The 18743-nt window shown below is 70.4% G+C and carries 23 protein-coding genes; 9 read left to right on the top strand and 14 right to left on the bottom strand.

Annotated elements, in window-relative coordinates; translation table 11 throughout:
- The first annotated feature begins 81 nt into the window (after positions 1 to 81).
- Entirely contained in the window at positions 82 to 555 is a 474-nt protein-coding gene (locus U8D42_RS16185; RefSeq protein ID WP_322859678.1) for a winged helix-turn-helix transcriptional regulator, read from the top strand.
- Here U8D42_RS16185 and rsgA read toward each other — a convergent pair.
- The gene (gene rsgA / locus U8D42_RS16180; protein WP_322859679.1) at positions 542 to 1522 is read right to left on the bottom strand and encodes a ribosome small subunit-dependent GTPase A; all 981 of its coding nucleotides are present in this window, start codon (positions 1520 to 1522) and stop codon (positions 542 to 544) included. The genes U8D42_RS16185 and rsgA overlap by 14 nt on opposite strands.
- Entirely contained in the window at positions 1519 to 2802 is a 1284-nt protein-coding gene (gene aroA / locus U8D42_RS16175) for a 3-phosphoshikimate 1-carboxyvinyltransferase (protein ID WP_322859680.1), read from the bottom strand. The genes rsgA and aroA overlap by 4 nt, the downstream gene beginning before the upstream one ends.
- 119 nt (positions 2803 to 2921) lie before the next feature.
- On the opposite strand from aroA, the gene U8D42_RS16170 reads away from it, so the two are divergent.
- Entirely contained in the window at positions 2922 to 3695 is a 774-nt protein-coding gene (locus U8D42_RS16170; protein ID WP_322859681.1) for an SOS response-associated peptidase, read from the top strand.
- Here the strand turns inward: U8D42_RS16170 and U8D42_RS16165 are convergent.
- From U8D42_RS16165 to U8D42_RS16155, 3 genes are all read right to left on the bottom strand, one after another.
- Entirely contained in the window at positions 3692 to 3943 is a 252-nt protein-coding gene (locus tag U8D42_RS16165; RefSeq protein ID WP_085241631.1) for a hypothetical protein, read from the bottom strand. The two genes, U8D42_RS16170 and U8D42_RS16165, sit on opposite strands and share 4 nt — an antisense overlap.
- A 64-nt stretch (positions 3944 to 4007) precedes the next feature.
- Positions 4008 to 4496, bottom strand: coding sequence for a YbaK/EbsC family protein (locus U8D42_RS16160; RefSeq protein ID WP_322859682.1), 489 nt, complete (start codon positions 4494 to 4496; stop codon positions 4008 to 4010).
- A 12-nt stretch (positions 4497 to 4508) separates the two neighbouring features.
- Positions 4509 to 5357 carry an SDR family oxidoreductase gene (locus U8D42_RS16155; RefSeq protein WP_085241629.1) on the bottom strand — a complete coding sequence of 283 codons (849 nt, stop codon included), beginning with the start codon at positions 5355 to 5357 and terminating at the stop codon, positions 4509 to 4511.
- A 302-nt stretch (positions 5358 to 5659) separates the two neighbouring features.
- On the opposite strand from U8D42_RS16155, the gene U8D42_RS16150 reads away from it, so the two are divergent.
- The gene (locus tag U8D42_RS16150) at positions 5660 to 6307 is read left to right on the top strand and encodes a sigma-70 family RNA polymerase sigma factor (protein WP_167542796.1); all 648 of its coding nucleotides are present in this window, start codon (positions 5660 to 5662) and stop codon (positions 6305 to 6307) included.
- A gap of 146 nt (positions 6308 to 6453) precedes the next feature.
- On the top strand, positions 6454 to 6684 hold the full coding sequence (gene rsrA, locus U8D42_RS16145; RefSeq protein ID WP_322860142.1) for a mycothiol system anti-sigma-R factor: 231 nt from the start codon (positions 6454 to 6456) through the stop codon (positions 6682 to 6684).
- Positions 6685 to 6691: 7 nt separating this feature from the next.
- On the opposite strand, the gene U8D42_RS29375 is transcribed toward rsrA, so the two are convergent.
- The gene (locus U8D42_RS29375; protein ID WP_011728008.1) at positions 6692 to 6766 is read right to left on the bottom strand and encodes a 50S ribosomal protein bL37; all 75 of its coding nucleotides are present in this window, start codon (positions 6764 to 6766) and stop codon (positions 6692 to 6694) included.
- 206 nt (positions 6767 to 6972) lie between these two features.
- Here U8D42_RS29375 and U8D42_RS16140 point away from each other — a divergent pair, with 206 nt between their 5' ends.
- Complete coding sequence (locus U8D42_RS16140; protein WP_067926821.1) at positions 6973 to 7188, top strand: biotin/lipoyl-binding carrier protein; 216 nt, start codon at positions 6973 to 6975, stop codon at positions 7186 to 7188.
- Between the two features lie 53 nt (positions 7189 to 7241).
- Positions 7242 to 8741, top strand: a complete 1500-nt coding sequence (locus U8D42_RS16135; RefSeq protein WP_322859683.1) for a sensor histidine kinase — start codon at positions 7242 to 7244, stop codon at positions 8739 to 8741.
- A 93-nt stretch (positions 8742 to 8834) separates the two neighbouring features.
- Here the strand turns inward: U8D42_RS16135 and whiB1 are convergent, their stop codons facing one another.
- Together whiB1 and U8D42_RS16125 are read right to left on the bottom strand one after the other, a co-directional pair.
- Positions 8835 to 9089, bottom strand: coding sequence for a transcriptional regulator WhiB1 (whiB1, locus tag U8D42_RS16130; protein WP_007168139.1), 255 nt, complete (start codon positions 9087 to 9089; stop codon positions 8835 to 8837).
- Positions 9090 to 9371: 282 nt separating this feature from the next.
- Positions 9372 to 10343: a diacylglycerol/lipid kinase family protein gene (locus U8D42_RS16125; RefSeq protein ID WP_322859684.1), complete on the bottom strand. Its 972-nt coding sequence runs from the start codon at positions 10341 to 10343 to the stop codon at positions 9372 to 9374.
- An 89-nt stretch (positions 10344 to 10432) separates the two neighbouring features.
- On the opposite strand from U8D42_RS16125, the gene U8D42_RS16120 reads away from it, so the two are divergent.
- Positions 10433 to 10873, top strand: coding sequence for a hypothetical protein (locus tag U8D42_RS16120; RefSeq protein WP_322860143.1), 441 nt, complete (start codon positions 10433 to 10435; stop codon positions 10871 to 10873).
- On the opposite strand, the gene U8D42_RS16115 is transcribed toward U8D42_RS16120, so the two are convergent.
- The 3 genes from U8D42_RS16115 to U8D42_RS16105 all read right to left on the bottom strand — a co-directional run bounded on the left by U8D42_RS16115 (position 10825) and on the right by U8D42_RS16105 (position 13093).
- Positions 10825 to 11301, bottom strand: a complete 477-nt coding sequence (locus U8D42_RS16115; protein ID WP_322859685.1) for a GNAT family N-acetyltransferase — start codon at positions 11299 to 11301, stop codon at positions 10825 to 10827. The two genes, U8D42_RS16120 and U8D42_RS16115, sit on opposite strands and share 49 nt — an antisense overlap.
- Entirely contained in the window at positions 11298 to 12395 is a 1098-nt protein-coding gene (locus tag U8D42_RS16110; protein ID WP_322860144.1) for an isochorismate synthase, read from the bottom strand. Before U8D42_RS16110 ends, U8D42_RS16115 begins: the two co-directional genes overlap by 4 nt.
- An 86-nt stretch (positions 12396 to 12481) precedes the next feature.
- Positions 12482 to 13093, bottom strand: a complete 612-nt coding sequence (locus U8D42_RS16105; protein ID WP_085241624.1) for an acid phosphatase — start codon at positions 13091 to 13093, stop codon at positions 12482 to 12484.
- Between the two features lie 145 nt (positions 13094 to 13238).
- Between U8D42_RS16105 and U8D42_RS16100 the strand changes: the two genes are divergently transcribed.
- Complete coding sequence (locus tag U8D42_RS16100) at positions 13239 to 14039, top strand: ParA family protein (RefSeq protein ID WP_322859686.1); 801 nt, start codon at positions 13239 to 13241, stop codon at positions 14037 to 14039.
- Between the two features lie 111 nt (positions 14040 to 14150).
- On the opposite strand, the gene U8D42_RS16095 is transcribed toward U8D42_RS16100, so the two are convergent.
- Positions 14151 to 15371 carry an Rv3212 family protein gene (locus U8D42_RS16095; RefSeq protein ID WP_322859687.1) on the bottom strand — a complete coding sequence of 407 codons (1221 nt, stop codon included), beginning with the start codon at positions 15369 to 15371 and terminating at the stop codon, positions 14151 to 14153.
- 17 nt (positions 15372 to 15388) lie between these two features.
- On the bottom strand, positions 15389 to 16885 hold the full coding sequence (locus U8D42_RS16090) for a DEAD/DEAH box helicase (RefSeq protein ID WP_322859688.1): 1497 nt from the start codon (positions 16883 to 16885) through the stop codon (positions 15389 to 15391).
- Positions 16886 to 17135: 250 nt separating this feature from the next.
- On the opposite strand from U8D42_RS16090, the gene U8D42_RS16085 reads away from it, so the two are divergent.
- Positions 17136 to 17855: a ferritin-like fold-containing protein gene (locus tag U8D42_RS16085; protein ID WP_085241620.1), complete on the top strand. Its 720-nt coding sequence runs from the start codon at positions 17136 to 17138 to the stop codon at positions 17853 to 17855.
- An 84-nt stretch (positions 17856 to 17939) separates the two neighbouring features.
- Here U8D42_RS16085 and U8D42_RS16080 read toward each other — a convergent pair whose 3' ends face one another.
- The gene (locus U8D42_RS16080) at positions 17940 to 18662 is read right to left on the bottom strand and encodes an MmpS family transport accessory protein (protein ID WP_322859689.1); all 723 of its coding nucleotides are present in this window, start codon (positions 18660 to 18662) and stop codon (positions 17940 to 17942) included.
- Positions 18663 to 18743: the final 81 nt, after the last annotated feature.

Genomic DNA, 18743 nt, shown 5'->3' with positions numbered 1-18743 from the left:
TCCCACGGATCTAGGTATAGACCGCTGTACCCAGGTAACCACCTAGGTACACTAAAAGCAACCCAGAGGCGGAGGTGATCTATGACACTGCTGCAGGGTCCGCTGGCCGACCGCGACGCGTGGTCGGCCGTGGGCGAATGCGCGATCGAGAAGACCATGGCGGTGGTGGGCACCAAGTCCGCGATGCTGATCATGCGCGAGGCCTACTACGGCACGACGCGCTTCGACGACTTCGCCCGCCGGGTGGGGATCACCAAGGCCGCCACGTCCGCGCGGCTGTCCGAGCTGGTCGAGCTGGGGTTGTTGAAGCGCCAGCCGTACCACGAGCCCGGTCAGCGCCGTCGCGAGGAATACGTGCTCACCGAGGCCGGCATCGAGTTCATGCCGGTGGTGTGGGCGATGTTCGAGTGGGGCCGGCGCCACTTGCCCGGCCGCCATCGCCTTCGCCTGACCCATCTGGGTTGCGGTGCCGACGCGGAGGTCCAAATACGCTGCACCGAAGGACATTTGGTGCCACCCGACGAGCTGGGTGTGCGGCTGGCTAAGTCTGATTGAGCGCGGCCAGCAGCCGGCGCGCGGCGGCCACGCGGCGGGCGGCGGGGCCGGACAGCGCGTCGAGCGCGCACTCGGGGTCGGCCGGCGGACCCATGTGTCCGCAGCCGCGTGGGCAGTCCTCGATCGCCCCGGCGAGATCCGAGAAGGCCATCAGCACATCGTCGGGCGCGATGTGCGCCAGCCCGAACGAGCGGATGCCCGGGGTGTCGACGACCCAGCCGGATCCTTCCAGGGGGAGGGCCACCGATTGGGTGGAGGTGTGCCTGCCCCTGCCGATGTCGGTGACCTCGCCGACGGCCCGTTCCGCCTCGGGCACAAGGCGATTCACCAACGTGGACTTCCCGACGCCGGAATGCCCGAGCAGCACGGTGATCTTGCCCGCGAGCAGGTCGGCGACCGCGAGCAGCGGATCGTCGCGGCCCGCGGCGACCACCGTCAGGTCCAGGTCCACAAAATGGGCGGCGAACGGTTCCGGCGGGGCGAGGTCGGTCTTGGTCAGGCACAGGATCGGCGTCAGCCCGCCCGCGTAGGCGGCGATCAGCGCCCGGTCGACCAGCCCGGTGCGCGGCGGCGGGTCGGCCAGCGCCACCACGATCAGCAACTGGTCGGCGTTGGCGACCACCACGCGTTCGGTGGGATCGGTGTCATCGGCCGTGCGCCGCAACACCGTTCGCCGTTCCCCGCGCCGCACGATGCGGGCCAGGGTGTCCAGCCGCCCGGACAGGTCGCCGACGACGTCGACGTCGTCGCCGACCACGATCGGGGTCCGGCCCAGTTCCCGGGCCCGCATGGCCGTGACCCGCCGGCCGGGGTCACCGCCGAGCACGCATCCCCAGCGGCCGCGGTCGACGCTGACCACCATCGCGGCCTCGGCGTCGGCGTGCTCGGGACGAGTCTTGGTGCGCGGTCGCGAGCCCCTGCCGGAGCGGACCTTGACGTCGGACTCGTCGTAATCGCCGGGCCTCAAATATCGGACTCCAACATGTGCGCCCACAGCTGCGGGAACTCCGGCAGCGTCTTGGCGGTGGAGCCGATGTCGTCCACCTGGACCCCGGATACCCGCAGCCCGACGATCGCGCCCGCCATCGCCATCCGGTGGTCGGCGTAGGCGCGCCACATGCCGGGCCGCAGCGGCGTCGCGGTGATCACCAGGCCGTCGGGCGTTTCGGTGCAGTCCCCGCCCAGGCGGTTGATCTCGGCGCGGAGCGCGGCGAGCCGGTCGGTCTCGTGGCCGCGCAGGTGGCCGATGCCGGTGAGGCGCGACACCGATCCCGGCCTGGCCAGCGCGGCCAGCGCCGCCACCGTCGGGGTCAGTTCGCCGACCGCGCGCAGGTCGACGTCGAAGCCGTCGTAGTCGGTGGAGCCCTGCACCTCGAGAAACGAATCGCCCTGGGAGACAACGGCGTTCAGCTTACCCAGCACGGTCAGGATGTGGTCGGCGGGCTGCACGCTGGCCGCCGGCCAGCCGGTGATGCGCACCGACCCGCCGCTGACCACCGCCGCCGCCAGGAACGGCACGGCGTTGGTCAGATCGGGCTCGACCTCCCAGTGCCGGGCCGCCACCGGGCCGGGCCGCACCCGCCAGCGGTTGGGCACCGAGTCGTCGACGTCCACCCCGGCCTGCCGCAGCATCACCACGGTCATCGCGATGTGCGGCGCCGACGGCAGCGTCGCGCCGGTGTGCCGCACGGTCAGCCCCTCGGCGAACGACGCCGCACACAACAGCAGCCCCGACACGAACTGCGACGAGGCCGAGGCGTCGATGGCCACGGTGCCCCCGGTGACCGATCCACTGCCGTGGACCCGGAAGGGCAGGCCGGCGCCCTCGATCGGCACGCCCAGGCCGCGCAGGGCGTCGAGCAGCGGCGCGATGGGCCGCCCCCGGGCCTGCTCGTCGCCGTCGAACTCCACCACCGCCTCGGCCAGCGCGGCCAGCGGCGGGACGAAGCGCAGAACCGTGCCGGCCAGGCCGCAATCGACGCGCGCGTCGGGCCCGGGCGCGATGCGGCCACTGACGGTCAGCTCGGACCCGGTGCCTTCGACGCGCAGGCCCAGGGCGCGCAGGGCGCCGATCATCAGGTCGGTGTCCCGGCTGCGCAGCGCCCCGCTGAGGGTCGGGACGCCGTTTCCCTGCGCGGCGGCTAGGGCGGCCAGCACCAGCGCCCGATTGGTCTGCGACTTCGAGCCCGGAACGGTCACGGTCGCGTGCACCGGTTGGGTCGCGGTCGGGGCCGTCCACATAGTCACCGGTCCATCATCGCGTGTCGGGGTCCTCTGCCACCAATGGGAGTTCGTGGCTCTGCCACCAATGGGAGTCGGTGGCTCTGCCCCCAATGGGAGTCGGTGGCTCTGCCACCATGGAAGGTATGTGCGGACGGTTCGCGGTCACCACCGATCCGGCGCTGTTGGCCCAGAAGATCAAGGCGATCGACGAGGCCACCGGGGCCTCCGAAACCGTCGGGGCGCCCAACTACAACGTCGCCCCCACCTCGACCATCGCGACGGTCGTCAGCCGGCACACCGACCCCGACGACGAGCCCACCCGCCGGGTGCGGCTGATGCGCTGGGGCCTGGTACCCCCGTGGGCGAAGGCCGGCGCGGACGGGGCGCCCGACACGAAGGGGCCGATGCTGATCAACGCGCGCGCGGACAAGGTCACGACTTCGCCCGCGTTCCGGTCGGCCGCCAAGTCGAAGCGGTGCCTGATCCCGATGGACGGCTACTACGAATGGCGGGTCAATGACGCCGCCGCCGGCAAGAAGTCCCGCAAGACGCCGTTCTTCATGTACCGCGAGGACGGCGAGCCGCTGTTCATGGCGGGCCTGTGGTCGGTATGGAAACCAAAGGGGCAATTCGCCAAAGAGGGTTCGCCGCTGCTGAGTTGCACCATCATCACCACCGACGCGCCCGGGGAGCTGGCCGAGATCCACGACCGGATGCCGCTGGTGGTGCCCGAGAAGGAGTGGGACCGCTGGCTGGACCCCGACGCTGCAGCCGACGAAGAGCTGCTCAGCCGTCCGCCCGACGTGCGCGGCATCCGCATGCGCGAGATCTCGACGCTGGTCAACAACGTCCGGAACAACGGGCCGCAGCTACTCGAGCCGGTCGGCCCGGAGCCCGAGCAGGCGAGGTTGCTCTAGTTGCTGAGGACCAGCTTCCAGTTGCCGTTGACGTTGCGGTCCGGAACGCACCAGAAGTTGTTCCAGTTTCCCGGCGTCGAGGCCTTCACGCCCGGCCCGGCGTCCTGGCAGGCCTGGCGGGTCGGATAGTTGCCCTCGGTCTGAATCGTGTCGGCGTTGGCGATGCCCACACCGGCGGTGATCAACCCGGAAAAAGCCAGCACACCGGCGGCGACAATCGTCGCGCCGCGGGATCGCTTCGTCGTCATGGCGCGAGCGTAACGCCATGGCGAGAAATCGGCCCGGTTTTCACCGTGGCGTTACGCCCGCGCGCTACGCGCGGATGTCGGCGGTGATCGCGCCGGTCAACCGGACCAGGTCCCGCGGTGACACCCCCACGTCCCAGCCTCGGCGACCGGCGCTGCAGTACACCCGATCCCAGGCCAGCGCGCCCGCGTCCAGGACGGTCGGCAGCGTCCTGCGCTGCCCGAACGGCGACACGGCGCCCACCACGTAGCCGGTCGCGCGCTCGGCGGTGGCCGGCTCGGCCATGCTCGCCTTGGCCGCCCCCAGCGCCGCGGCGGCCGCCTTCAGCGAGAGCCGGGCCGGCACCGGCAGGATCGCGACCGCCAGGCCGCCGGGGATCGCGATGACGAGGGTCTTGTAGATCTGCTCGGCCGCGATGCCGCGCTCCGTGGTCAGCGCGTGCACCGCCTCGTCACCGAACGACCGTTGCCGCGGATCGTGATCGAAGGTGACAACCTGGTGTGGCACACCGGCTTTGGTCAGCGCCGCCAGCGCCGGCGTGGCGGCACGGGCCACCGCTAGGCCCCGCTAGGGACCCGTGTATCCCGGCGGATTCACGCCGTCGACCCAGAAGTCGACGCCGAGCTCGCCACCCGGCACGCAGTTGTAGACCGACAGGTCGGTGACCCCGGACTCCACCAGCACGTCCTCGCACAGCAACGTGTTGCCGGTGTACTCGCGGGCGGGCTTGTTGAGGATGACGTAGGCCGCGTCGGAGTACACCTCGGGCTTGCGGGCGCGTCCCATCGCCTCGTCGCCGCCGAGCAGGTTCTGCACCGCGGCGGTGGCCACCAGGGTGCGGGGCCACAGCGTGTTGGACGCGATGCCCGCCTCGCGCATCTCCTCGGCGATCCCCAGCGCGCACAGCGTCATGCCGAACTTGGCCATCATGTACGCGGTCGGCTTCAGCCATTCCTTGCCGAGCAGCACGGGCGGGGACAGCGTCAGGATGTGCGGGTTCTGCGCGGCCTTGAGGTGCGGGATGCAGGCCTGCGACACGGCGTAAGTGCCGCGCACCTGGATGCCGTTCATCAGGTCGAACCGCTTCATCGGCACCTCGGTGATGGACCCCAGGTTGATCGCCGACGCATTGTTGACGCAGATGTCGATGCCGCCGAACTGCTCGACGGTCTTGGCCACCGCGGATTCGACGGACTCCGGGTCGCGGACGTCCCCGACGATCGGCAGCGCCTGTCCGCCCGCCTCCTCGAGCTCCTTGGCGGCGGTGTACACCGTGCCCGGCAGTTTGGGATGCGGCTCGGCGGTCTTGGCGATCAAGGCGATGTTGGCGCCGTCTTGTGCGGCGCGTTTGGCGATCGCCAGGCCGATACCGCGGCTGGCGCCGGAGATGAACATGGTCTTGCCATTCAGGGACATGGCGTCACATTAACGTCCGGCCGCGCCCGCCCCGACCGGGGGACGGGCGGCGCCGGCTTCGGCGGGAATGAGCACGTCGGGCGCCGCTGTTGAAGCAAGCGGTCTCTGATGTTGCGGAGCGCACCCGGGCAGACACTGTCGGTGCCAGCCTCTAGATTGGGAGGAGCGGTTTGGTGTCAGCGGCGACGAGCCTGTTGGACCGTCCAATGGGTGCCGATCAGTTGGCTTGCTTTCCTGCAAGCCCGGTGGCGCTTTCGGCGCCCTCCGGCGACACCGCAGCAGAAGGGACCGGGGTTATCGACATGGCCGACACTGACGGCGCGACAGCACGCGAGATCCCCGATCCCGCCCCGCCGGAGACGGACGCGGAGCTGCTGGCGCGTTTCGAGCGCGACGCGATCCCCCTTTTGGACCAGCTCTACGGCGGCGCGCTGCGCATGACGCGTAATCCTGCCGACGCGGAAGACCTGCTACAAGAGACGATGGTGAAGGCGTACGCGGGGTTTCGTTCGTTCCGCGCCGGCACCAACCTCAAGGCGTGGCTGTACCGGATCCTGACCAACACCTACATCAACAGCTACCGCAAACGGCAGCGCCAGCCGGCCGAGTACCCGACCGAGGAGATCACCGACTGGCAGCTGGCGTCCAACGCCGAGCACTCGTCCACCGGGCTGCGCTCGGCCGAGGTCGAGGCGCTCGAGGCGCTGCCCGACACCGAGATCAAGGAAGCGCTTCAGGCGTTGCCGGAAGAGTTCCGGATGGCCGTCTACTACGCCGACGTCGAGGGCTTCCCCTACAAGGAAATCGCCGAGATCATGGACACGCCCATCGGGACGGTAATGTCACGGCTGCACCGCGGCCGCCGTCAACTGCGTGGGTTGCTGGCTGACGTGGCCAAGGAGCGGGGCTTCAACCGCGGCCACCAGGCACACGAGGAGGTGTCGTCATGAGCCGCGCCGGCGACGATGCAGAACGAAGCGATGCTGTGGGGGCACCTCCCGCTAGCGGGGGAGAGCGGCGCGCATGGGGCGACGTCTCCAGCCCGAGCGACACGTGCCCCAACGATGACGCGCACGGCGCCGTCGGCTGTGCCGAGGTGATCCGGCAGGTCTGGCTCCTGCTCGACGGGGAGTGCACGCCCGAATCGCGGGACCAGCTGCGTCGCCACCTCGAAGCGTGCCCCGGCTGCTTCAAGCATTACGGCCTCGAGGAGCGGATCAAGGCGTTGATCGGCACCAAATGCAGCGGCGACAAGGCCCCCGAAGGCCTGCGCGAGCGGCTGCGGCTGGAGATCCGGCGGACCACCATCATCCGCGAGACGCAGTAGCGGGTCCTCAGGCGTTGGGCCGCTTGCCGTGGTTGGCTTTGCTGTGCTTGCGGTCGCGCTTCTTACGGCCCCGTTTGGCCATTGGTCGAACCCTCCGTTGATTGGTCTTTGATCCGGGCGCGCGGCGCCCGTGAGCCTGCCGCACAGTCTCTCACGGAAGTCGACCGCGGCCATAACGGCCCGGGCGCCGCGGCCGGAAGCGGTCCTGTGGTTCGATATACCCGAGCCTGACGGAAGCTTGATGACCAGCAGCCGGCCTGCGCAATGGCCGCAACGAGTGGGGTGAAGATGGCCGAGGATGTCCGCGCCGAGATCGTGGCCAGCGTGCTCGAAGTCGTGGTGAGCGAGGGTGACCAGATCGGCAAAGGCGACGTCGTGGTGTTGCTGGAGTCCATGAAGATGGAGATCCCCGTCCTCGCCGAGGTCGACGGCACCATCAGCAAGGTGAGCGTCTCGGTGGGCGATGTCATCCAGGCCGGCGACCTGATTGCCGTGATCAGCTAGCCCCCGGATCAGTTTGCACCCGTCCGTTGCCGGGGATGCCCGGGGAGTGAGTGATGTCGACTCTCGGTGATCTGCTCGCCGAACACACCGTGCTGCCGGGTAGCGCGGTGGACCACCTGCACGCGGTGGTGGGGGAGTGGCAGCTGCTGGCGGACCTGTCGTTCGCCGACTACCTGATGTGGGTTCGCCGCGACGACGGCACGTTGGTGTGTGTGGCGCAGTGCCGGCCGAACACCGCGCCCACGGTGCTGCTCACCGACTCGGTGGGCAGTGTCGTCGATGCCGACCGGCTGCCGCTGGTCGCCGACGCCTTCGAATCCGGCACCGCGCAACGGGATTACGGTGCGGCCGAAGGGGATTCGTTGCTGCCGGGCCCGCATGTGGAGGCCTCCCCGGTGCGGTACGGCGGCCGGGTGGTGGCCGTGCTCACCCGGCATCAGACCGCGGTCGCGGCCGACCGGACGTCGGGCCAACTGGAGACCGCGTACCTGCAGTGCGCGAGCGATCTCGTGCACATGCTCGCCGATGGCACGTTTCCCGACGTGGGGGACGTGGTCATGTCCCGCTCGACCCCCCGGGCGGGGGACGGCTTCATCCGGCTGGACGTCGACGGCGTCGTCGCCTACGCCAGCCCCAACGCGGTGTCGGCCTACCACCGGATGGGCCTGACGACCGAGCTGGAGGGCCGCAACCTGGTCAAGGTGACGCGCCCGCTGATCTCCGACCCCTTCGAGGCTCAGGAGCTCGCCGAGCACGTGCTCGACCTGCTGGCCGGCGGGAAGAGCATGCGGATGGAGGTCGACGCCGGCGGCGCCACGGTGCTGCTACGGACGCTGCCGTTGGTGGTCGACGGCGCCGGCGCCGGGGCGGCGGTGCTGATCCGGGACGTCACCGAGGTGAAGCGCCGCGACCGGGCGCTGATCTCCAAGGACGCCACGATCCGTGAAATCCACCACCGGGTGAAGAACAACCTGCAAACGGTCGCGGCGCTGCTGCGGCTGCAGGCCCGCCGGACGGTCAACGCCGAGGGGCGCGAAGCCCTGATGGAGTCGGTGCGCCGGGTCTCGTCGATCGCCTTGGTGCACGACGCGCTGTCGATGTCGGTCGACGAGCAGGTCAACCTCGACGAGGTCATCGACCGGATCCTGCCGATCATGAACGACGTGGCGTCGGTGGACCGGCCGATCCGGATCAATCGGCTCGGCGACCTGGGCGTGCTGGACTCCGACCGCGCGACCGCCCTGATCATGGTGATCACCGAGCTGGTGCAGAACGCGATCGAGCACGCATTCGACCCGGCGGCCGAGGAGGGGTCGGTGACCATCCGCGCCGAGCGGTCGGCGCGCTGGCTCGACGTCGTCGTCCACGACGACGGCCGCGGGCTGCCCGAGGGCTTCAGCCTGGAGACGTCCGACAGCCTCGGCCTGCAGATCGTGCGGACGTTGGTGTCGGCGGAACTCGACGGCACGCTGGGCATGCGCCAAGCCCCGTCCCGCGGCACCGACGTGGTGCTGCGGGTGCCGATCGGTCGGCGGACCCGGTTGGCGATGTAGGCATGACACTCCCGCGCCTTCGGTCATGGCCGGGCCCTGCACAACAGCGCGGCCCCGACTTTCGTCGAGGCCGCACTGTTTGCTCTGACTGGGTCAGACTCCGCTACGGGCCTTCGTCCGGGCATTGCGACGCTTGAGTGCGCGCCGCTCGTCTTCGCTCATGCCGCCCCAGACGCCCGAGTCCTGGCCGGTGTTCAGGGCCCAGGACAGGCAATCCGTGGTCACCGGGCACCGATTGCAGACCAGTTTCGCGTCAGCGATCTGCGCGAGCGCCGGGCCGCTGTTCCCTACCGGGAAGAACAGCTCCGGGTCCTCGTCGCGACAGACCGCCTTGTGGCGCCAATCCATACGTTCTTACTCCTCACTGAGTGCGCAGCAAGGCGCACGGCCAATTTTCTTCGGCTGTTAATGCGTGCACAAGAAAAGGGTCCGTACCCCTATCTAAATTTCTGCATGCAACCTTTTGATCGTTTCACAGGCTCAACAGAAGTCAATAGCACCGAGTTAGCTCGTGGGCTATCTCACTTTGATCATTCCGTAGCCGAGCCCTTACACAGTTGTACTACACTGACGGGCCACTCTTGCGGAAAAGTTTGGCCCCGTCGCCCGCAGCCGCCTCGTCGGCGCAGCTCAGAGCGGATTTTTCCGGGGCGGCGCGACGACCGCCAGCGCGTCCGGTACCGCCCGGTACGTCATGGTCTCCCGCACCCCGAGGTAATCCCCGTCGAACTGGCAGGCGACCGGCCCCCCGGTCGAGGTGACGCGCACGCAGGGGACGTCGTCGGCGGTGATGAGGTGGTCGAACTCGAACTTGGGCCGCTTGGCGAACATCTGCCGCACGATGCGCAGGGTGGGGAAGGTCTTCATGGTGGTCGGTGCGAACACGCCCAGCCCCGTCTCGAAGGTGCAGCCGGGATTGGTCCAGACCGGCCGGTCGTTGGCGAAGGTCCAGGGGCTGGAGTTGGACACGAACGCGAAGCTGACCCCGGTGATGGGTTCGCGGCCGGGCAGTTCGAGGGTGAGCATCGGTTCGCGGCGCGTGTAGGCCCACACGGCGGGTATCGCCGCGCGGATGTAGCGCCAGGGGGTCACCTTCCCGCCCTTGTCGCGTTCGGCCTCGACCGCGGCGACCACTTCGGCGTCGACGCCCATCCCGGTGTTGAACACGGCCCACCGCTCACCGCAGTCGATCAACCCGATGCGGCGCCAGGTGTGGTGGCGGTAGTAGTCGTCGAGCAGCTGGATGAGCTGGTTGGTGGCGGCCACCGGATCCCGCGAGATGCCCAGCGACCGCGCCAGCACATTCGCCGAACCGCCGGGCACCACCGCGACGGCCGGCACCGGGCCCCTCGGTTCCGAAGCGGCCCCGGGAGGGCCGAGCAGGCCGTTGACCACCCCGCTGACGGTGCCGTCGCCGCCGTGCACCACGACCAGGTCAACCCCGTCCGCGACCGCCTTCTCGGCCAGTTCGGTGCCGTGACCGCGGTGATTGGTGTGTTCGACGGTGAGCTGCAGGCGGCTCTTGAGCGCGTGCGCCAGCAGATCGCGCCCGGCCGGGGTGGTGGACGTGGCGGTGGGGTTGACGATCAGCACGGCGCGCATGAGGCACGAGCTTATGCGGGCGCCTTAAGGCGACGCTGTGGGGAACGCCGCCGCCGGCGGGGGTGACTACGCTGACGCGGGTGACAGGTATGCGCCGCGACCCGGGGGCCGCCCCGTCCGCTGTGCGCGCCGCGGGATTCCTGGTGGCGGTGCAGGGGGTGGCCGCGCTGGTCATGGCGGTCGTGCTGGTGGTGCGCGGCATCGCCGGGGCCGATCAGCACGTGGTCAACGGGTTGGGCACCGCCGTGTTTTTCGTCGTGGTCGGGGCGGTGGTGCTGGCCGCCGGTCGCGCGCTCACGCTCGGGAAGCGCTGGGGCCGAGGGCTGGCCGTGATCACCCAGCTGCTGCTACTGCCGGTGGCCTGGTACCTGACGGTGGACTCGCACCGGCCCGCCGTCGGGATTCCCGCGGGCGTCGTGGCGCTGGCCGTGTTGGGGCTGCTCTTCAGCCCGGGAGGCCTGCGCTGGGCCGCCGGCGGCGATCAGCGCGATTCGGCCAGCTCGGCCAACCGCGGACCCGACAGCCGGTAGGTGGTCCACTCGCGCTGCGGTTCGCCGCCCACGCCGTCGTACAGCGTGATGGCATCGGCGTTCCAGTTCAGCACCGCCCAGGACAACCGCGTGTAGCTCCTGTCGAGGCATTCGGCCGCCAGGGTGGCCAACAGCGCGCGGGCCAGCCCGCGACGGCGAAACCCCGGCCGCACGAACAGGTCTTCGAGGTAGATGCCCGCCACGCCGTCCCAGGTGGAGAAGTTGACAAACCACAGGGCCATCGCGGCGATCTCGCCGTCGACCTCCGCGACGTGCCCGTGCACCGCCGGGGTGGCGCCGAAAAGCGCTGCCGCGATTTGCTTTTCGGTCACCGTGCAATGATCCGCGGCGTTTTCGAATTCGGCCAGCGCATGAATCATTGCGGTGATCGCGCCGGTGTCGCCGGGCGTGGCGCGGCGAATGGTCATTGCTCGACGTCCAATGCGTTGAGGATGGTCGCGAATTTCGTTGTGGTTTCCGCGACTTCCTGGTCGGGGTCGGATTCGGCGACGATGCCGCCACCGGAGCGGGCGATTGCGGTGCGGCGGTCCGCGGACAACTGCGCGCAGCGGATGGACACCACCCAGCGCCCGTCGCCGCGCGCGTCGCACCAGCCCACCGCCCCCGCGTAGAACCCGCGGTCGCCCTCCAGCTCGGCGATGAGTTCCACCGCGGCCTTGGTCGGCACCCCGCCGACGGCCGGTGTCGGGTGCAGGGCCAGCGCCAAATCGATTGCCGTGGTAGATGTTTGACGGAGGCGCCCGCTGATCGGTGTGCACAGGTGCCATACCGCCGCGGTGCGGCTCAGCTCGGGCTCGGCGGCGATCGTCAGCTCGTCGCACAGCGGTTCCAACGCGGCCCGGATGGTCTCGATGACCAGCTGGTGCTCGTGCCGGTCCTTGGCCGAACCGGCCAGCGCGGCGCCGTGGGCGGCGTCGGCTTCGGGATCGGCGGCGCGGGGTGCGGAACCGGCGAACGGCCGGCACGTGACGCGGTCCCCGGAGCGCGCCACCAGGAGCTCCGGGCTGGCCCCCACCAGCGCCACGCCCGCGTAGTCGTCGCCGGCGCCGGTCAGGTCGGCGAGGTAGCCGTATGCGGCCGGGTCGGCGGCGATGAGCCGGCGCAGGATGACGCGGGCGTCCAGGGGCGCGTCGGCGACCAGTCGCAGCGCGCGGGACAGCACCACCTTGCTGAGCTCGCTGCCGGGTGCGGTGAGTCGGTCACGCGCGCGGCTGATGCGGCGGCGGTAGTCGGCCGGCGGCGGGTCGGCGGCGGCGACACGCACCGCCGGCAGCGGGCCGTCCGGCCAGTCCGGCGGGGCGTCGGTGCGGTGCACGGCGTGGGGACTCAGCAGCGCTGCGGGCCGATCCACGTCGAACGGCAACGCGCCCAACACGATCGGTGCGGCCCCCGAGCGCAGCGCGTCCTGCGCGGCCACCACGTCGCGGTAGCGCTGCCGCACCCCGTCGGCAACGAGGGTTTGCGTCGGTCCGCACAGCGCGAACGGCGGTTCGTGGTTCAGATTCTCGACTCGCCCCCTCGCCCCTGCGGGGCTGGGGGTGCCCCCACCTCGCGCGGCCGCGCGGCGCGCATCGCCGTCTTCGGCGCTCACCCGGGCTTGATCGCCTGCGGCTGGGCGGTCAGGCCGAGCGCGGCGAGCTGTCGCACACCGTGCTCGAAGCCGCACACGGCGATCGAGCCGGCCAGCATCCAGAAGCGGCTCCCCTCGACGAGCGGCAGCTCCACCCAGCGCGTGATGACCGAACGGGAGAAGTGGCTGTGCCCCACGAACACCACGTCACGCGAACTCATGTGCTCCAACGCGAATGCGACGGCCCGGTCGGCGCGTTCGCTGACCTGCGCCACGCTCTCCCCGCCGGGGCACCCGTGCGTCCAGACCAGCCAATCGGGGACCGATTCGTGGATCTGCGGTGTCGTCAGGCCCTCGTAGGAACCGTAATCCCATTCGGCGAGCAGCGGAGAGACCTCGTCGACGGCCAGCCCGGCCAGCTTGGCGGTGGTCAGCGCGCGGATGCGCGGGCTGCTGACCACCAACGGGTCGGTGAGGTTCAGCTCGCGCAGGACGCGGCCCGCGAGCTCGGCCTGGACGCGGCCGGTGTCGGTGAGCTCGAGGTCGGTCCGACCCGTGTGCTGGCCCGATTTCGACCACTCGGTCTCCCCGTGGCGGAGCAGGACCAGTCGATGGTTGTGCAAGCCCATATCGACCGATTCTGCCTGACGACATGCCGGGGCCCCGCTGGAGTCACTGGTCGCAGCGCACGGCGAGCGAACGTGCCAGGATGGGCACTGTTGACCGCATGGCGGCAATGATGCTTGTGCCAGGCGACGAGAGGGGCGGGCGCTGGTGAGTAAGACCCGGGTGTTGGCGGTGGCCAACCAGAAGGGCGGCGTCGCCAAGACGACGACGGTTGCCTCGCTGGGCGCGGCGATGGTCGACGAGGGTCAGCGGGTGCTGCTGGTCGACCTCGATCCGCAGGGCTGCCTGACGTTCTCGCTCGGCCAGGATCCCGACAAACTCCCGGTGTCCGTGCACGAGGTGCTGCTCGGTGAGGTCGAGCCCGACGCCGCGCTGGTCGCGACGATGGAGGGAATGACGCTGCTGCCGGCCAACATCGACCTGGCGGGCGCCGAGGCGATGCTGCTGATGCGCGCCGGCCGCGAATACGCGCTCAAACGGGCGCTGGCCAAGCTCGCCGACGACTTCGACGTCGTCATCATCGACTGCCCGCCGTCGCTGGGCGTGCTCACCCTCAACGGCCTGACCGCCGCGGACGAGGTGATCGTGCCGCTGCAGTGCGAGACGCTCGCGCACCGCGGCGTCGGCCAGTTCCTGCGCACGGTCGCCGACGTCCAGCAGATCACCAACCCGGATCTGCGGCTGCTGGGCGCATTGCCGACGCTGTACGACTCGCGGACCACCCACACCCGCGATGTGTTGCTCGACGTCGCCGACCGCTACAACCTGCCGGTGCTGGCCCCGCCGATCCCGCGGACGGTGCGCTTCGCCGAGGCCAGCGCCTCGGGCTCCTCGGTCATGTCGGGTCGCAAGAACAAGGGCGCGTCGGCCTACGCCGATCTGGCGAAGGCGTTGCTCAAACACTGGAAGACCGGCAAGCCGCTGCCGACGTTCGCCGTCGAGGTGTAGCGACTTTGGTTGTGCGCCTACGGCTTTGAGTGTGTGCCCAGGTTGCGGAGCATCGGCGCGTCGCCGCCCCGTGCGCACAGGTAACGCCCTGAGCGCACACGGGTCGCGGGATCAGCCCAGGGCCACCACGGTGTCGCCGCGCTGCTCGAACACCTGGGATCCCGCGACGGCCGGGACGACCGCCCGTCCGGGCGGGCCCGGCGCCCTGTTCACGGGGATGTAGCGCTCGTTGGCGCCGCTGATCGGGTCGTAGACCCCGATCGCGCCGGTGACCGGGACCAGCAGCCGGCCCGCCATCATCGCGCCCGGGCCCAACGGCGCGGTGGCCGGGCCGGCGGCGATGGTGTAGCGCAGCGTCAGGTTGCCCGTCTCGAAAGCCATCACCGAATCGCCGGTCCACCAGGTGATCAGGCTGCCCGCGTGCGTAACCGCCCCCGGGCCGGACGGCCGCTCGGGCAGCAGGGTGCTCGACACGGTGGTGCCCGTCTCGTCGACGACGTCGACCCGGGGCTGCGGAGCGGGCAGATACACCGCCGTGTTGTTCTCCCAGACCGCCAGCACCCGGGCGCCCGAGTCCGCCCTGACCCCGGGTTCGGCGACCATGCGTTGCTGGGGTTCGTCGTCGTCCTTGCCGGGCCGCAGCAACACCAGCCGGAGGTCCGCCTGGTTCACGCAGCTCTCCAGCACCGACACCGCCGACGAGCTGGCCGCCGCCGAGACCAGCCTGCAGCCGGAGTGCAGCCCGCGAGTCGAGGGCTTCACGCGTGCGTCGGTGTCGCCGTAGGCCACCATCCGGACCATGTCCGAGCGCCACAGTTCCACCCGGGTGTCGCCGGCCGCCAACACCGTGGTGCCGTCGGAGGACAGCCGCACGCGCGGGTCGGCGTAGCCGCTGCGGGCGGGCCCGCGCCGGCCCGTGGACCCGTCGAGCGTGCTGACCTGGCCGCACCCGCGGTCGTCGCGGTAGACCGCGACGGCGAAGTGGTAGACCCAGGAGACCCCGCACAGGTCGCTGTCGCGCTGATAGCTCCAGCGGGACTGCCCGGAGCCGGGGTCGCGGCCGTCGACCCGGCGGCCGTCGCCGGTGACGACCGTGCCGCCGACCGCCACCGGTGCGGTGGTGGCCGGACTGGGCGCGGTCCACAGCTCACGCAGCGTGGCCGGCACCCGCCGGGCGGGGTTGGGATTGGGCGCCGCAACGGCGGCCGGGCGGCTGATGGTGGCCCGGGCGTCGCTAGTCCACCAGATCAGCGAGGCGACGGCGGCGACCACGACCGCGATCGCCGCGGCGGCCAAGACGTCGCCCTTGGTGCGGCGTTCCGGTCTGACCATCCGTGGAGCGCGCGGCTCTAGTTGGTGTGGGCGCCGGCTTCGGCGGGCTTGCGGCGCCGACGCCGGCGCCGCCTGGTCTCCGTGTTGCCGGACGCCTCTGCGGCGGCTTCACCGGCCGGGGCGCCGGCCGCGGCGTTCCCGCCAGGATGTCCGGTGACGGGCTGGCCGCCGCGGGTGCGCCGCCGCGGCGCGCCGGAACGCGCACGCCCGGACCGTTCCGCCTTCTGGCCGTCGCGCTCGGTGGTGCGGCGTGGGCCCTGCGGCTTCTTCGGCGTGCCGACGGTGCTGCCGGCCTCGGCGGGGATGCTCAGTTCCTCGTACAGGTGCGGCGAGCTCGAGTAGGTCTCGGCGGGCTCGGGGGAGTTCAGACCGAGGGCCTTGTCGATCATCGACCAGCGCGGCAGCTCGTCCCAGTCCACCAGGGTGACCGCGACACCTGTCTTGCCGGCGCGGCCGGTGCGGCCGATGCGGTGCACGTAGGCCTGTTCGTCCTCGGGGATCTGGTAGTTGATGACGTGGGTGACGTCGTCGATGTCGATGCCGCGCGCGGCGACGTCGGTGGCGACCAGCACGTCGATCTCCCCGGAGCGGAAGGCCTTCAGCGCCTTCTCGCGGGCCACCTGACCCAGGTCGCCGTGCACGGCGCCCACCTTGAAGCCCCGCTCGGCCAGCTCGTCGGCGACCTTCTGCGCGGTGCGCTTGGTGCGGGTGAAGATCATCGTGGCGCCGCGGCCCTGCGCCTGCAGCACCCGGCTCACGAGTTCCACCTTGTCCAGGGCGTGGGCCCGGTAGACGAATTGCTCGGTGGTGTCGTGCGTGGCCGCCGAGTGCGGTGCCTCCGCGCGGATGTGGGTGGGCTGGCTCATGAACGTGCGGGCCAGCGTGATGATCGGGTCCGGCATGGTCGCCGAGAACAGCATCGACTGCCGGTCGGTCGGGATCTGCCGCAGGATGCGCTCGATGTCGGGCAGGAAGCCCAGGTCCAGCATCTCGTCGGCCTCGTCGAGCACCAGCACGGACAGGCCGCCGAGCTGCAGGTGGTTCTGCTGGCTGAGGTCGAGCAGCCGGCCCGGTGTGCCGACCACGACGTCGGCGCCGGCGCGCAGCGCCTCGATCTGCGGCTCGTAGGGGCGTCCGCCGTAGATGGGGACCACCGACAGGGGCCGGCCGCCGTCGGCCATCAGATACTTGGCCGCCAGCGTCAGGTCGTCGGTGACCTGCAGACACAGCTCGCGGGTGGGCACCACGACCAGAGCGCGGGGCGTGCCGTTGAGCGGCCGGGTGGCGGTGCTGGCGGTGATGCGCTGCAGCAGCGGAACCCCGAAGGCGAAGGTCTTGCCCATCCCGGTGCGCGCCTGGCCGATCAGGTCATCGCCGGCGAGCGCCATGGGCAGGGTCAGTTCCTGGATCGCGAAGGGGCTCTCGATGCCCTTCTCCGCGAGCGCGCGCACGATCTCGTCGCGGACTCCCAGGCTGGCAAAGGTCAATTCAGTTGTGCTGGTCAGTGTGCTCATGCGTGGGTAGTAAGCCTTTCGGTGACATATCGGTTTGTGTCGGTGTTTCTCTGTCGCGGTCACGCGCGCACGAGTTCCGACTCCGAATACGTCGCCGAGTCGCGGGCCCCGCTCTGAGCGGGCCAGCTGTGCACGCACATTTCGCCGATAGCAGCATCAGTTGGAGCAAGACAGCAGCTATCTCCATACATGATAGCCGGTCGACGGCTGGGCCCCATTTTGCGCCGGGCCCGCCGACTACAGTGTTGCCATGACCCGGCCCTCTTGGCAGCCCTCTGAAGCCGACCTGGAAGCCGACCCGGGGGACCGGTCGCCCGGCCCTCGTCTGCCCGCCGACCACCCGGGCGTCAACGAGTTGTTCGCGGTCTTGGCATACGGCGAGATCGCCGCGTTCTATCGGCTCACCGACGAGGCCCGGATGGCCCCCGACCTGCGCGGACGGATCTCCATGGCGAGCATGGCGGCCGCCGAGATGCAGCACTACGAGCTGCTGCGCGACGCCCTGGAGGCCCGCGGCGTCGACGTGGTGTCGGCGATGTCGAAGTACGTCTCGGCGCTGGAGAACTACCACCGGCTGACGATGCCCAGCACGTGGCTGGAGGCCTTGGTGAAGACCTATGTCGGTGACGCGCTGGCCGCCGACCTGTACCTGGAGATCGCCGACGGGCTGCCCGACGAGATCGCCGGCGTGGTGCGCGCGGCGCTGTCGGAGACCGGGCACTCGCAGTTCGTCGTCGCCGAGGTGCGCGCCGCGGTGACCGCCAGCGGCAAGCAGCGCAGCCGGCTGGCGCTGTGGTCGCGCCGCCTGTTCGGCGAGGCGATCACGCAGGCACAGTACCTGCTGGCCGACCACGACGAGCTGGTCGACCTGGTGGTGACGGGCGCCGGCAGCCTGGGCCAGCTCAGCGCGTTCTTCGACCGGCTGCAGCAGACGCACGACCGGCGGATGCGGGAACTGGGCCTGAGCTGAGGCTCAGCCGTGATCGCAAGCGCGGCGCAGCTGGGCGCTGGGGGCACCCCCGCGGAGCTGGGGGACGGGTCACGGCCATCGGCCTCAGCGCGTGCAGGTCGCCAGGCTCGAGTTGTTGGCCGACGCGGCCACCAGTTGACCGGAGGCGTTGACGATCGAGCAGTTGAGCCGCCCGTAGAAGCTGGTCGCGACCACGGAGGGGTTCTGCACGCCGGGATTCAGGATCACCGCCTTGGTCCACGGCAGCGACACGTTGAACTCGGTCTGGGAGTAGCCCTGCCCATCGGTGTAGACGATGTTGACCAAGTCCAGCAGCTGCTTGGTGCCGGTGACGCTGTAGACGACGGTGCGCGGGTTCAGCGCGGCCGACGGCGGCGGCGTCAGCGTCAGCGGCGGAGCGGCGGTCGGCGTTCCCGTGGGCGCCAGGGTGGGCGATGCGCTGGGCGGCGGGGTCACCGTGGTGAACGTTTCGGCCGGCAGCTGGGCCGTGCGCGAGGGGCCGGGCTGCGCGCTGGGCGCGGCCGAGCTCTTCGTCGTCGCCGGTGCGGACGTCACCGGTTGGGGTGCCGGCGCCACGGTGGCCTTGGTCGAGGCGCTGTCGCCGCTGTTGATGATGACCGCGGTCGCGATCGCGCCGACGGCCACCACGGCGCCCAGGATCGCCGTGGCCGGGCGCCAGCGCAGCTCGGCCGGCCAGCCGGTCCAGGTGTAGTCGCCCTCGGGGTAGGAGTCGGCTTCGTAGAGCTCATCGGTCTCGTCGTCGGGGTAGTCCCGCACCCTGTCGAGATCGGCCAGTGTGGTACCCATGGTGCCGAAGTTAGCGATGTGAAAGCACAGAACGGTCGTCGAACCCCGCTCTGCACACAGCTGCAAGCGAATCGTTATCCG

Origin of the sequence: Mycobacterium europaeum, from assembly GCF_034555895.2 — a bacterium.
GTDB classification, from domain to species: domain Bacteria; phylum Actinomycetota; class Actinomycetes; order Mycobacteriales; family Mycobacteriaceae; genus Mycobacterium; species Mycobacterium europaeum.
Note: the sequence above shows the minus strand (reverse complement) of the source record. Positions and strands in the feature narration are given on the sequence as shown.

Excerpts from the sequence above, each read along its gene's own strand:
- U8D42_RS16185 (WP_322859678.1), top strand. The coding sequence starts at position 82 with ATGACACTGCTGCAGGGTCCGCTGGCCGACCGCGACGCGTGGTCGGCC.
- U8D42_RS16170 (WP_322859681.1), top strand. The coding sequence starts at position 2,922 with ATGTGCGGACGGTTCGCGGTCACCACCGATCCGGCGCTGTTGGCCCAG.
- U8D42_RS16165 (WP_085241631.1), bottom strand. The coding sequence starts at position 3,943 with ATGACGACGAAGCGATCCCGCGGCGCGACGATTGTCGCCGCCGGTGTG.
- U8D42_RS16155 (WP_085241629.1), bottom strand. The coding sequence starts at position 5,357 with ATGTCCCTGAATGGCAAGACCATGTTCATCTCCGGCGCCAGCCGCGGT.
- U8D42_RS16150 (WP_167542796.1), top strand. The coding sequence starts at position 5,660 with ATGGCCGACACTGACGGCGCGACAGCACGCGAGATCCCCGATCCCGCC.
- U8D42_RS16140 (WP_067926821.1), top strand. The coding sequence starts at position 6,973 with ATGGCCGAGGATGTCCGCGCCGAGATCGTGGCCAGCGTGCTCGAAGTC.
- U8D42_RS16135 (WP_322859683.1), top strand. The coding sequence starts at position 7,242 with ATGTCGACTCTCGGTGATCTGCTCGCCGAACACACCGTGCTGCCGGGT.
- whiB1 (WP_007168139.1), bottom strand. The coding sequence starts at position 9,089 with ATGGATTGGCGCCACAAGGCGGTCTGTCGCGACGAGGACCCGGAGCTG.
- U8D42_RS16125 (WP_322859684.1), bottom strand. The coding sequence starts at position 10,343 with ATGCGCGCCGTGCTGATCGTCAACCCCACCGCCACGTCCACCACCCCG.
- U8D42_RS16120 (WP_322860143.1), top strand. The coding sequence starts at position 10,433 with ATGCGCCGCGACCCGGGGGCCGCCCCGTCCGCTGTGCGCGCCGCGGGA.
- U8D42_RS16115 (WP_322859685.1), bottom strand. The coding sequence starts at position 11,301 with ATGACCATTCGCCGCGCCACGCCCGGCGACACCGGCGCGATCACCGCA.
- U8D42_RS16105 (WP_085241624.1), bottom strand. The coding sequence starts at position 13,093 with ATGGGCTTGCACAACCATCGACTGGTCCTGCTCCGCCACGGGGAGACC.
- U8D42_RS16095 (WP_322859687.1), bottom strand. The coding sequence starts at position 15,371 with ATGGTCAGACCGGAACGCCGCACCAAGGGCGACGTCTTGGCCGCCGCG.
- U8D42_RS16090 (WP_322859688.1), bottom strand. The coding sequence starts at position 16,885 with ATGAGCACACTGACCAGCACAACTGAATTGACCTTTGCCAGCCTGGGA.
- U8D42_RS16085 (WP_085241620.1), top strand. The coding sequence starts at position 17,136 with ATGACCCGGCCCTCTTGGCAGCCCTCTGAAGCCGACCTGGAAGCCGAC.
- U8D42_RS16080 (WP_322859689.1), bottom strand. The coding sequence starts at position 18,662 with ATGGGTACCACACTGGCCGATCTCGACAGGGTGCGGGACTACCCCGAC.